This is a genomic window from Azospirillum sp. A26 (assembly GCF_042604635.1).
Taxonomy (GTDB): domain Bacteria; phylum Pseudomonadota; class Alphaproteobacteria; order Azospirillales; family Azospirillaceae; genus Azospirillum; species Azospirillum palustre.
The window spans coordinates 1,177,488-1,190,045 of record NZ_CP170474.1 but is presented as its reverse complement, the minus strand read 5'-3'; the positions used below and the strand labels follow the sequence as shown (position 1 = coordinate 1,190,045).

Below are 12,558 nucleotides of genomic sequence, written 5' to 3'. Positions count from 1 at the left end.
ACACCTTAAAAAAGCGCCCTGGTTCGAATGAACCGGGGCGTTTCGCTGTTTCGGGCTGCGCTAACTTCAGGGGCACGCCGTGCCTGGAGACAGGAATCCTCGACGCACGGCTGCCGCCAGAGGAATGCAGGGCTGATTGTCAGTCTGCCGAATTAGCATGCTCTGCAACCTAAAGAAAGCGGCCGGTCATGATGGACGAAACGGCGGGCGGCAGGCGAAACGGGACGGCCCGCCAGACGGCGGCCGGGACGGAACCCGGCCCGACAATCTACCTGCAGCTTGCCGGCGTCGTCCTGTTCTGGGGCGCCAACTGGCCGCTGATGAAGCTGGCGCTGATCGACATCGGACCGCTCGCTTTCTGTGCCGTCCGGCTGGTCGGCACCATAGTAAGCTTGGCTCTGCTGGCGCCGCTGTTGCGCTTTCCCTTGCTGCCCCACCGCGGCGAGAGGCTGATGATCGCGGTCGTCGGCCTGCTGCAGGTCGGCGGCATGATGGGTCTCAGCAACATCGGGTTGCAGTTTGTCTCGCCGGGCCGGGCGTCGGTGCTTGCCTACACCATGCAGATGTGGACGCTGCCGCTCGGCCTGCTGCTGCTTGGCGAGCGCATCTCCAAGCGGCAAGCCGCGGCGGCGTTGCTGACCTTCGCCGGGGTGGTCGTCTTCTTCAACCCGGCGCTGGTGAACTGGAACGACGTCAACGCGCTGATCGGCAACGGCTTCCTGATCGGCTGCGCGATCAGCTGGGCATTGGGGGCGACGCTCTATCGCCGACGGCTGTGGCGCACGCCATTCTGGACCCAGATCTTCTGGCAGGTCGCCGCCAGCGCGGCGGTGATGGCGCCGCTGGCACTGTTCGCTGAAACGGCGCGCCCGATCAACTGGTCGGGTTCGCTGTTGACGGTCATCGCCTACAACTGCCTGATCGCCACCGGGCTTTGCTATTGGTGGTGGAGCAAGGCGCTGTCGGTGATGCCGGCCAGCCAAGCCGGGCAGATCGTCTGCCTCGTACCCGTCACGGCGCTGCTGTTGAGCGCGGTCTTCGACAACGAGCGGCTGAGCTTGAGCGTGCTGCTGAGCGTGGCGCTGATCGGTGGCGGCATCGCCCTTTCCGCACGGGCACGCTGATCGGCAGCACCAAGCGAACCCATGCAGGAAATCCTGATTGGCCGGGGGACTTGCGGCCGAAGATGGGCCTTGGTAACGGGGGCGGCCGGTCCCAATCCGCGCGGAGAACGGTCCTTCATTTTCAAAGTAGCCGGAAGCGCAATCCTCAATTGCGGCAGAATTTCCTTTGAACCGTTACCTTGCGGCGGTGGATTGTTCCGGAAATGGATTATCCAACAGTCCAGTTCGGAGCAAGTCCCGGTCGAAGTGGCGCTGCCAGTGTGGATACTGATGCGGGAGAAACGGACCAACACTGGAGAGCACCCGATGGCCGGCATTCAGATCGCCGAGATGGATTTTTCCGCAGGGCTCAAGACCAAGCACATGAAGGTGCCTGCCATGGTCGCGAAGGTGGATCTGAAGGAGGTTCCGAAGGATCTCCAGAAGGCCATCGACAAGGACAAGATCATTGTCCAGAAGCTGATCGAAGCGGCCTATGAGCAGCTCAACAAGTCCAAGAAGGACATCCAGGGGGCTCTCCAGGACTTTGACGCCAATCTGGGCAAGAAGCCGCCCGCCAGCGAGAAAGAGCTGGCCGAGCGCGAGAAGACGATCAACGTCATGTGCAAGCAGTTCACCGAGGCACAGTCGGGGCTGGCGCTGAAGGCGGTGGAAAAGGCGTGGGACGCCTATGCCAGCAAGAAGTCCGACCTGAAGTCGTTCAAGCTGAAGTTCGCCAAGAGCATGGTGCTGGGGTCGATCAGCATTCTTGCCAGCACCGTGTCGGCCGGCGTCAGCGTCGGTGTCGCGGCGGTGACGGCGGGCGGTGCCACCCCGATGGCGATCATCGGCATCTGCACGACCGTCGCCAGCATCGGCAAGACCGCGGTCACCATGGCGCTCGCCATTCACAATTTCGCCCGCGACATCGAGAAGGCGGAGACCGACATCCGCAAGACCGATGACACGCTGGCGTCGGCCTACAGCAGCGGCGACCTGAATTTCAAGGCGGGCGCGCGCGAGGTGGCGGCGATCCTGGGCGTGCCGTTCGTTAAGTCGGTCGGCGGCATGGAGAAGCTGCTGCTCGAATACCATGCCAAGACCGGCAAGATGGAAGAGCAGTCCGACAAGCTCTACGATCAGGCCAAGAAGATGATGACCCAGATCGAGAAGCTGGAGAAGGAGAAGCTCTCCAAGCAGGCCGATGCTCTGGTCAAGATCCTCGGCGAGAAGGTGACCTTCACGCTCGACAAGATCCACGAGCTGCAGGCACGGATCAAGACGAAGGACGTCTTCTACGATCAGATGACCGGCCACCTGGTCTGCTACAAGGACCTGCGCGGCAAGCCGCTCGAGAAGATCGGCGTGACGAAGGAGACGCTCGAGACCATCGTCACCATCGGCTCGACCCTGAAGACCATCGTCTCGACGACGCTTCAGATCGTCAAGCTGGCCGGCGGCTGACGCCTATGCCATATCGGAGTCTGTTCGGCGCCTGGAGCGGCGCTGGACAGGCTCCGGGCTTTCTTCCGGGGATGGACCGCAGCGAACGGGAAAAGGGGACGCATCATGGGAATGCAGGCAGTCATGGGCGCGATGACGATGTGCAGCTTCGGCGCCGCACCGTCGAGCCTCATGGTGCTTCCCGCCAGCGCGGTGATGAGTTCCAAGGTCCCGGCCGCCAACATCATGGACAGCAAGCCGTTCGTCAATGTCCTGCCGTTCGGCATGTGCATGAGCATGGCCAACCCGGCGGTGGCCGCCGCCACCGCGGCGGCCTTCGGTGTGCTGACGCCCATCCCCTGCACGCCGGTGACGGCCGCCCCCTGGGTACCCGGCTGCCCGACCGTTCTGGTCGGCAAGATGCCGGCGCTCAACAACAGTTCGAAATGCATCTGCAGCTTCGGGGGCGTCATCCAGATCACGCTGCCCGGTCAGTTCACCGAAATGATCCCCTGAGCATCGGCTGCCGCACCGAACCGTCCGGCGCTATCGCCCCGGCGGCTTCGGCGGCGGGATCGCGCCGGTCTCCTTCCCGCCTTCCGAGAAGGTCCGCAACGGCTCCACCAGGACGCCCTGGCGATAGACGCCGCGCTGCATCGGCTTGCCGGACGGAAAGAAACGCAGGAACTCCCCCTCCAGCAGCCCGTCCTGGAAGAACGCCTGCTCGCTGACCGCTCCGCTCTCGAAAAAGCCTGCGGTCGGGCCGTGCAGGCGGTCGGCGGCGTAAGTCTCCCGGCGCAGAACCGCGCCATTGGGGCTGTAGAAGACCGACTCGCCCTCGCGCTTGCCGGCACGGTACTGTACCACGGCCGCCACGATGCCGTTGGTGGCGAAGTAAACGGACGGTCCTTCCAACTCGCCGCCATGGTAGCTCATGCGGCAGACCAGCCGCCCCTGCATGTAGAAGGTCGAGGTGCCGTGCAGCACGCCATTCACATAGTCGGCGACCTGCACGATGTTGCCGTTATCGTCATAGTGACGTGTCTCGCCGTGCATGGCGCCGCCGCGCATGCGGGCCCGCATCGCCGGCCGCCCGGTCTCTCCATAACGGATGAAATCGCCGTCGAACACCCCGTCCACCAGCCGTCCGGACTGGACGATGCGCCCGTGCGCGTCGCGCTCCTCGACCCTGATCTCGATGGGGCCTGCGGCCTTGGGGGTGTCGGTTGGAGAGTCCATGTCCGTCATCTCAGTTCACCATCACCACGCCGCCCTTGAGCGTCAGCATGCCGCCGCCGCTCACCTCGGCCGTTGCCGACCCCTTCACCGTGCTGGTCAGCCCCTCGGCCGTGAGAGCCAGCCCCGCCTTGAGGTCCAGCGTCGTCCCGCCCTTGAGCGTGGCGCCCATGCCGGCCTTCATGTCCAGCCCCATGCCGGCGTCGATCTCCATGCCGGTCCCGGCCTTCACGGTCATCGCGGTGCCGGATTTGACGTCGAGCGAGGTGCCCGCCTTGATCTCGATGCCGGTCGCCGCCTTGATGCCGATGTCGGCCGAGGTCGCCGTCAGCTTGATCGACTTGCCCTTGATCACGATGTCGCCGGTCACGTCGATGGTCAGGTTGCCCTTGACCGTCAGCGTGTAGTTGTTGTCGACGGTGTGCTCGAAGTCGTCGTTGTTGAGGTGCGTCTCCTTGCCCTTGACCGACAGGTCGCGGGTGCCCTTCGAAATCGCGTGCGTCTCGTTGCCTTCGGACACGGTGATCGTATGGTTGTTCTTGACCGTCAGCTTGCGGTCGTTCTTGACGTCGATGGTGCTGTCGTTCTCGATCGTCTCGATCTCGTCATGCTTGACCAGCCGTGTCAGGTCGTTGAGGACCTTGATGTTCATGTCCTTCTGGGCCTGGACGAAGATCTCCTCGTTGTCGGCCTTGTCCTCGAAGCGGATCTCGTTGAACTTGCCGGTGCCGTTCTTGGAGGTCTGCGTCTTGATGGTGCTCTTTGTGGAATCGTCGGGCAGCGTGTAGGGAACGGTCTGGTCGGCGTTGTAGACGGCGCCGGTGACCAGCGGCCGGTCGGGATCGCCGTCCAGAAAGGTGACCACCACCTCCTGCCCGACGCGCGGGAAGAACATGATGCCGTAATTCTTTCCGGCCCAGCCCTGTGCCACCCGGACCCAGCAGGAGCTTTTCTCGTCGTTGGTGCCGAGCCGGTCCCAATGGAACTGCACCTTGATCCGCCCATACTGGTCGAGCCAGATCTCCTCGCCCGACTTGCCGACCACCTTGGCGGTCTGGGTCGAATGGATCCGCGGCTTCTGCGCGGTGTTGAGCGGGCGGAAGGGGTGGGCCGACGGGAAGCCGGTGAAGGTGGCGACGAAGCGGTTGGTCGCCCCGTCGATGCGCACGGAGTTCAGCACCATCTCGGCGTTGAGCGAGTCCTTGCGGTGGCCGGAGATGGTGATCTTGGTGCCGGCCTCCATCCCGCGGCAGTTTCCGCCGCCGCGGATGCGCTGGCTGGCGAACGCGAGTGCCTGCTGGCGCACCAGGGCGATCTGCTCGCCGTCGGCGGAGACCGTGTGGCGCACCGCATAGTCGTTCATCGTGCCGGTGCCGGCAGTCCCCTCCGCCGTGGCGTAGAGGTCGGTCGCGGGCGTTTCGAAGTGATAGCTGTCCACCCCGACGCTCTTGGTCGTCACCCGCCGCTCGACGCCGAGCTGGGTGATGACGTTGTCCTCGTTGTCGTAGGCCTTGTGCCCGCGATACTCGTAGGTGGAGACCAGCGCGCTGGTGGTGAAGGCGCTGTCGCCGTCGCCCAGGACCAGCTTGTGCTCGCCGTCGGCATGCTCGAAGAAATAGAAGATGCCTTCCTCTTCCAGCAGCCGGGCGATGAAGTTGTAGTCGGTCTCGCGGTACTGCACGCAATATTCGCGGGTGGCGTAGGTGCCGTTCAGCACCGTCTTGATGGTGCCTGTGGAGCCGATCACCGCCTCGACGATTTCCGGCACCGTCTTTTCCTGGAAGATGCGGCAATCGCCGGAATGGGTCAGCATCCACAGCCAGGGATGCAGCTCCGCCTCGTAATGCGCGGAAGAATCGCGGTCGTCGATGTGCGTCAGCTCGATGCGGCCGACGATGGCGTTGATGTAGCGCTTGGAGGTGCCGTCGCCCAGCGTCAGGGTCACCGTCACCGGCTTGCCGACGATCTGGTCGAAGTCGATGTCGTCGTCCGACGACAGCATGGTCACCCGGTAGGAGAAGAGCGCCGACAGCCGCTCCTCGCCCACGATGTTGCGCAGGATCAGCTTGTCGGGTCCGAGCGGAGTCGAGATCGACAGGTGCTGTTGGGCCTGTGAGAAACGCTCGCTCATTCTTCCCTCGTGCCGCCTTACCTCGTGCTGCCTCGCCCCGTCCCGCCGCCGGTCAGGCCAGCGCCGGTTCCGCGGCTCCAACGGTCACGGTGAAACGCCCGTCGCTGTCGCAATCGACCCGGATCGCCCCCACCGGCTGTCCGGCAGCCACCTGATCGAGGATCCGCATGGCCACTTCGGGCACCACGAACTCCGACAGCAGGGTGTCGATCATACGGGCGCCCGCATCGGAATGCACGGCCCGCCGCACCAGCGCGTCCAGTGCCGCCGGGGCCACGGTCAGTGCTGCGGCGCGATTGCCCTCGGTGCGCTTGCGCAACTTGTCCACCTTCATCAGGGCGATGGCGCGGACCTGCTGCTCGCTGAGGGGATAGTAGGGCACCACCGTCAGGCGACCGAGGAACGACGGCCGGAAGCGCCGCCGCAGCGAATCGGAGATGGCCTCGATACCCTCCTCCAGCGCCTCGCGGATCTCGCCGGCATCGAGCCGCGCCCGCCCGAGTTCCGTCAGTTCCACATCGCCGAGGTTGCTGGTCAGCAGGATCAGCGTGTTGCGGAAATCGACCTCCACCCCCTCGCCATCCTCCAGCACGCCCTTGTCGAACACCTGATAGAACATGTCCAGCACGTCCGGGTGGGCCTTCTCCACCTCGTCCATCAGGATGACCGAATGCGGACGGCGCCGCACCGCCTCGGTCAGCACGCCGCCGCTGCCGTAGCCGACATAGCCCGGCGGGGCGCCGCGCAGGGTCGCCACCGCATGCGACTCCTGGTATTCCGACATGTTGATGGTGATGAGGCTCTGTTCGCCACCGTTCAGCAGCTCTGCCAGGGCCAGCGAGGTTTCCGTCTTGCCGACGCCGCTGGGACCGCTCAGCAGGAAAACGCCGATGGGGCGGTTGGGCTCGTTCAGGCCGGCGCGGTAGCCGCGCACCGCCCGCGCGATGGCGCGCAGGGCCTGCGGCTGGCCGACGACGCGCGCCTCCATGCGCTCCTCCAGCCCGACGACGACATCGACATCGTCCTTGGACATCGAGCCGACCGGGATGCCGGTCCAGTTCGACACCACCGCGGCGACCACGCCGCCGTCGACCCGGTGCGGCACCAGCGCGTCGTCGCCGCGCAGCACGGCCAGCCGCTCCTCCGCCGCCACCGCGTCGGCCTGCCTGCCGGCGGTCAGCGCCTCGTCGATGGCCTTCACCAGTTCGGCCTCGCGGTTCCAGCGCCCGGTCAGCGCCGCAAGCTCCCCGGCGACGGCACGGCGGCGGGTGGCGATGCCGGCCAGACGGGCCTCGTGCGCCGCGCCGGCCTCGCGCTCCAGCCGCTCGGCCTCGCGGGCCAGCATCTGGTCCTCGCGCTCCAGGGTCTCGACGGCTTCGGGCTTGGAGGTGCGGGCGACCGCCACCCGCGCGCAGGCGGTGTCCAGCACGCTGATCGCCTTGTCGGGAAGCTGGCGCGCCGGGATGTAGCGCGCCGACAGCTTCACCGCCGCGGCGATGCCGTCGTCCAGCACGCGCACGCCGTGGTGTTCCTCGAAGCGGCGCACCAGCCCGCGCAGCATGGCGGCGGCGGCGGCCTCGTCCGGCTCGGGAACGGAGACCGGCTGGAAACGGCGGGCGAGCGCCGGGTCCTTCTCGAAATATTTCTTGTATTCGGCCCAGGTGGTGGCGGCGATGGTGCGGAACTCGCCGCGGGCGAGCGCCGGCTTCAGCAGGTTGGCGGCGTCGCCCTGTCCGGCCGCCCCGCCGGCCCCGATCAGCGCGTGGGCCTCGTCGATGAAGACCACCGTCGGCACGGCGGAGGCCGCCACCTCCTTGATGATCGACTTCAGCCGGTTCTCGAACTCGCCCTTGACGCCGGCGCCCGCCTGGAGAAGGCCGAGATCCAGCGTGCGGATCGCCGTGCCGCGCAGCGGCTCCGGCACGTCGCCCTCGGCGATGCGCAGCGCCAGCCCTTCGACGATGGCGGTCTTGCCAACGCCGGGGTCGCCGACCAGGATCGGGTTGTTCTGCCGCCGCCGCATCATCACGTCGACGACCTGGCGGATTTCGCGGTCGCGGCCGATCACCGGATCGATCTTGCCGGCCCGCGCCTGTGCCGTCAGGTCGACGGTGTACTGGTCCAGCATCGACTGGCCGGAGGCCAGCGGCGAGGGCGCGTCGCCGAGCGGTGCGCCAATCTGCCCCGGCGCCGCTGCCGAGGACGCCTCGCCGAGCTTGGTGTCGCTGCGCAGCATGCGCACCAGTTCCGGCAGGTCGGTGGCGGTGCGGTCGCGCGGGATGGCAAGCAGCGACGGCGCCGATTCGCCGACCACCGCGCGCACCGAATCGCAGGCGACCGCCGCCCACAGCAGGGCCGGCACCAGGATCTGCGGGCTGTCCAGATGCGTCACCGAGGTGAGCAGCGCGTTCTCCAGCAGCTCCGGCACTCGCGGCGAGAAGGCGGGGGTGCGGGTGTTGCCGCGGCGGATCTTCTCCAGCGCCGCGTTCAGCTCGGCCTCGACCCGCGCTGCATCGACGTTGTAATGGCGCAGGATGCCGGCCACGACGCTGCTGTTGGCGCGCAGGACACTGAGCAGCAGATGTTCGACCTCGACGTCGTAATGGGTGTTCGACACGCACAGCGCGGCGGCGCGTTCCAGCACCTTGCGGCCGTCGCGGTCGAGCTTTCCGATCAGGGTCTTGATGTCGGCGGTCACGGGCTGCCTCCGGTCGCGGGCTGAAGAGTGAGCTGGCCGGGTGTCCGGCTCGGCGAGTTGGGGAAGCGCAGCCAGGACGTCCAGCCGAGCAGGCTGCCGTCGCGGGCGGAAAGGCGGGTGCGCGGCACCATCGGCGGGCTCAGCACCAGGGAGATCTGGAAATCCATGCCGTCGCCGCTGTGGAAGCGGGCGAGGGCGCACAGCGTGGCATGGTGGCGGCCGCTGGGCAGGAAGTCGCGGTAGCGTTCCAGCGAGTCCATTTTCAGTTCGATATCGTAGCAGGTCTGCTGGTCCCAGACGCGCCGTCCGACCACCACATCCTGGCCCAGCCGGTTGTTGCGTCCCCGCCGCCCGGCGCTGACGACGGTCGTCGCCTCCTCGCCCAGGGGAAGCCAGCGGCCGACGAAGCCCTTGACCCGCGCCTCCACCTGGAAGATGGCGCCGATCATCGTCTCCAGCCCGGCGGCGGAGCGCACGCGGCAAGACAGGATGCCGGAAAAGGCCAGCAGCATGCGGTCGGGCGCACCCGGCAGCCGCTCCTCCAGATGACCGGTGCCGATGCCCACCAGCGAACGCAGCGCCCGCGCCAGCAGCGACCGCTCCGGATCGCGCTCCAGCAGCGGCAGGCTGCCCTGACGCGTCCGGTAGAGGATCGACATCAGGCGGTGGTTGAAGATGTCGTAGAAGGCGGCGCCCGCCGTGTCGTGGCGGGCCACGCGCTCCAGCATCATCTCGGTGGCGACATAGGGCAGGGGACCGCCCGTGCCGCCGAGCCCCAGCACCGGCGAGCGTACGACGCCGCGCCCGTCCTTGTCCTGCCGCGCCGACACCACGTCGCTGGCCGGAAAGGCGAGGGTGGCGTCATGCTCGATGCGCACGGCCTCGCGGTCGGGATCGATGCCCGACCCGAGCGGCTCGCGGTCCGGTGCGGCGCGTTCCAGCAAGGCGATGGCCTGGAACAGGTCGAACCCCCAGGGCTCGGCCTCCAGCGCCTCGATCAGAGGACGGGCTGATTGCCTGCCAGGCGTGGCCATGTCTTCCAGATCCCCCCTCGTTGCACCGAGCGCAGCCGGAGCTGGGCGAAAGCGTTGACGTTGACGTAGAGGCCGAGGAAGCGGCTCAGCACCCCGCCGAACACCAGCGGGCTGGTGCCCACGAAGTTGCGCTCGTCGATGTCGAGCGTCAGTTCCAGCCCGCGCACGAAGCCGCGCCAGGCATCCTGGCCGATGCGGTGCAGGACCGGCCGCGAGGACAGCGCGTTCAGGCCGCGCAGCTGGTTCTGCGCCATCACGTCGTCCGGCGCATAGAGCCCGAGAATGGCCTGGAGCGCCCGCAGCCCCTCCGGATCGCCCGTCAGGCTGAGGTGGTTGACCGACAGGTGCGAGACCAGCTTCCAAGCCGATGTGCCGCCGATGGGGGCGGGACGCCCGGCGGTCGGCTTGTTCAGGCAGCGGATGGACGCGATGGGGGCCGCTTCCTCGATCATCAGCACCGCCCCGGCCGGCACCTGTTCCGCCAGCCCGCGGTTGGTGCAGGCGACCCGCACCAGCAGCGTCTCGTCCGCCGGTTCCGCCGGGTCGAGGTCGAGATGGTGCAGGCTGAGATAGACGTCGGTGCCCGGCATGTCCTCGCGCTGGGTCGGCTCGCGCGCGGCGAGCCAGAAGCCGCGCGGATCGGCATCGGCGTTGGCATGCTGGAAGGAGAACAGCGGCACATAGGTGCGGCGCGCGCCGTCGGCGTCGCGCATGCCCGTGACCTCCAGCACCGAATGGATCTCGGTGGTCCGCTCGCGCATGGCGTCGGCGACGACGCGGTAGGAGGTGCGCTTGTGGTTGAGCCGCACCGGCTCGGCCGAGCGGGTGAACAGGTTGACGATCGGCGTGCAGCCCAGCCGGAAACAGTCGCGGCGCACCGTCAGCCGGTTGGGCAGCGGGCGCGACACCAGGATCAGCACGTCCACCACGGTTCCCGACAGCCGGCCCTGCGGCAGCGCCAGATCGTAGAAGTCGAACTTCTGCGGGAACTCGAAATACTCCTGCAGCAGGCCGTAGGCCGGCTGGGCGTGCCGCGGGTGCGGCAGCACGGTCTGGTCGGGCTCGAAGCCGACGGGGCGGAGCAGGTCGTCGCCGCGCAGCCGCACCGGCGGCTTGCCGGGCATCAGGTAGACGACCTCGACCATGCCGCACAGCAGCATCTCGTGCAGCGCCGCGTTCAGCACCGGCTCGCCGTTGAGGAACAGCCTCAGGCTCTCGACGGGCAGGTTCTCGAAGACCTGATTGCAGGTTTCCAGCCGCAGGCGCAGGACCGAGGCGGCTTCGCCGCCGTCGATGAAGTCGTAGCGCTCGGTCGGCTCGACCGCGGCCTCGGTCAGCGCCAGTGGCCACAGGGTCACGTCGTAGGCGGTGCGGAAGCGGCAGCGCGCCGATCCTTCCGCCAAGGCGTGCAGCGCCGTGCCCCGCGGCACGGTGAAGCCGCCGGTGAGCTGGCCGTTGCCGGCCGCCGGCTCCATCTGGGCGATGCCCATCGGCGGCACCGGCGCCACCAGCTGCGGGTGGAGGATGCCCAGCAGCGCTTCGGTGAAGCGCGGAAATTCGCGGTCGAGGTTGAGTTGCAGGCGTCCGGTCAGGAACGCGAAGGACTCGATCAGCCGCTCGACGTTGGGATCGGCCGCCTGGTCGGGCCCGAGCGCCAGGCGCCGGGCGATCTTCGGGTAGCTGCGTGCGAACGCCTCGCCCGCCCGGCGGACGTACAGCAGTTCGCGCTCGTAATGTTCGAGGAGATCCTCGCGCCGCATGTCAATCCGTCCCGGCGGCGAGGCCGGCGGTCGGCGCCTGGGATGCAGCGCCGAGATTGACGGAGAAGAACAGCGGCTCGACGACGGTCCCGGCGGCCACTTCGCCGGAGATTTCCACCGTCAGCGTCCCGTTGCCCTTGCCCGGCATCACGACGACGCGTGGCCGCAGCAGGCGCGGCTCGAAATCGAGGATGGCATGGCGGACCACCGTCTCCACCCGGCGGCGGTCGGTGAAGGAGCGCGGGTGGATCTCGCCGAAGTCCGGCAATCCGTATTCCATCACGGTGCCGCCGGTGTCGGTCCGGCGTTCGCCCGCGGTGCGGCTGTCCAGCAGACGCTGGATCTCCCGCTGGATGGACGCGGTCAGGTCGGGCATGGACATGACGATCATGGACGGATCGTCGGTCGACGGGTCGTCCGGCTCGAAATCGATCAGGCGCTCGAAGAGCAGCGTGCGCCCGCCGTTCATCGCCTTGGACTGTGTCATTACCGGCCTTTCGATCCCTTGTCGTCGTCCGCTTGCCCGCGGCGTTGCCACGCTTGCCCCTCCCTTGCGGAGCGAGAGAGGGGGCAACCGTTTCCGCCACGGCATGGCCCCGGCGGTTGCCGGGGGCTCATGCCGCAGAGTCTCAGCTCGCGCCGCCGACCGCACCGGTGAGCAGGTCGAACGAGACGCCGCCGCCGCCCTGGCTGGTCTGCTTCTCGTCGTACTGCTTGTAGACCCAGGTGATCTTCGTGGCGTTGATCTCCAGGCTCTCCGTGGTGTCGCCCTCGCTGACGCTCAGCGAGTGCTTCGACAGAAGCGGGTTGGTCAGCTCCAGGGTGAGGAACTCGACCCACTGGAACTCGTCGTCGCCCAGCGGCTTGACGCAGTGGATCTTCCAGGTCTCGCCCTTCACGCCGGCCCGCAGCAGCAGGCTGATGAGCTTGGGGGACGCGATGTCCCACTTGCGCTCCAGCGTGATGTTGTTGACCTTCGGCGTGTGGACGGTGCGCCGCGCGTTGGTCGTGACTTCCATCTCGACTTCCATGTCCTGCGCGAGCGATTCGCACAGGATCATGTCGGTGAAGTCGACCTGCTTCGTCTTGACCCGGCACTCGCCCTTGACCTCGGGGATCTCCAGGATGACCATTGACATGGTGATGAACTCCT

10 protein-coding genes are annotated in these 12,558 nt (G+C 67.3%); 3 read left to right on the top strand and 7 right to left on the bottom strand.

Going from position 1 to position 12,558, the window contains the following annotated elements; all coding sequences use genetic code 11:
• The first annotated feature begins 188 nt into the window (after positions 1–188).
• The 3 genes from ABNQ39_RS28915 to ABNQ39_RS28905 all read left to right on the top strand — a co-directional run bounded on the left by ABNQ39_RS28915 (position 189) and on the right by ABNQ39_RS28905 (position 3,062).
• A complete protein-coding gene (locus ABNQ39_RS28915; protein ID WP_376965026.1) occupies positions 189–1,124 on the top strand; it encodes a DMT family transporter in 936 nt (311 codons plus the stop codon).
• Positions 1,125–1,430: 306 nt separating this feature from the next.
• Positions 1,431–2,567, top strand: a complete 1,137-nt coding sequence (locus ABNQ39_RS28910) for a hypothetical protein (RefSeq protein WP_098735776.1) — start codon at positions 1,431–1,433, stop codon at positions 2,565–2,567.
• A 105-nt stretch (positions 2,568–2,672) separates the two neighbouring features.
• Positions 2,673–3,062, top strand: a complete 390-nt coding sequence (locus ABNQ39_RS28905) for a DUF4280 domain-containing protein (protein WP_376965024.1) — start codon at positions 2,673–2,675, stop codon at positions 3,060–3,062.
• Between the two features lie 30 nt (positions 3,063–3,092).
• On the opposite strand, the gene ABNQ39_RS28900 is transcribed toward ABNQ39_RS28905, so the two are convergent.
• From ABNQ39_RS28900 to ABNQ39_RS28870, 7 genes are all read right to left on the bottom strand, one after another.
• On the bottom strand, positions 3,093–3,785 hold the full coding sequence (locus ABNQ39_RS28900) for a toxin-antitoxin system YwqK family antitoxin (RefSeq protein ID WP_376965022.1): 693 nt from the start codon (positions 3,783–3,785) through the stop codon (positions 3,093–3,095).
• A gap of 10 nt (positions 3,786–3,795) precedes the next feature.
• Positions 3,796–5,913: a type VI secretion system Vgr family protein gene (locus ABNQ39_RS28895; protein WP_376965020.1), complete on the bottom strand. Its 2,118-nt coding sequence runs from the start codon at positions 5,911–5,913 to the stop codon at positions 3,796–3,798.
• Positions 5,914–5,965: 52 nt separating this feature from the next.
• The gene (gene tssH / locus ABNQ39_RS28890; RefSeq protein ID WP_376965018.1) at positions 5,966–8,611 is read right to left on the bottom strand and encodes a type VI secretion system ATPase TssH; all 2,646 of its coding nucleotides are present in this window, start codon (positions 8,609–8,611) and stop codon (positions 5,966–5,968) included.
• On the bottom strand, positions 8,608–9,645 hold the full coding sequence (gene tssG / locus ABNQ39_RS28885) for a type VI secretion system baseplate subunit TssG (protein ID WP_376965016.1): 1,038 nt from the start codon (positions 9,643–9,645) through the stop codon (positions 8,608–8,610). The genes tssH and tssG overlap by 4 nt, the downstream gene beginning before the upstream one ends.
• A complete protein-coding gene (gene tssF / locus ABNQ39_RS28880) occupies positions 9,609–11,405 on the bottom strand; it encodes a type VI secretion system baseplate subunit TssF (protein WP_376965014.1) in 1,797 nt (598 codons plus the stop codon). Before tssF ends, tssG begins: the two co-directional genes overlap by 37 nt.
• Position 11,406: 1 nt before the next feature.
• The gene (gene tssE / locus ABNQ39_RS28875) at positions 11,407–11,892 is read right to left on the bottom strand and encodes a type VI secretion system baseplate subunit TssE (RefSeq protein ID WP_376965012.1); all 486 of its coding nucleotides are present in this window, start codon (positions 11,890–11,892) and stop codon (positions 11,407–11,409) included.
• A gap of 142 nt (positions 11,893–12,034) precedes the next feature.
• The gene (locus ABNQ39_RS28870; protein WP_098735784.1) at positions 12,035–12,544 is read right to left on the bottom strand and encodes a type VI secretion system tube protein Hcp; all 510 of its coding nucleotides are present in this window, start codon (positions 12,542–12,544) and stop codon (positions 12,035–12,037) included.
• Positions 12,545–12,558: the final 14 nt, after the last annotated feature.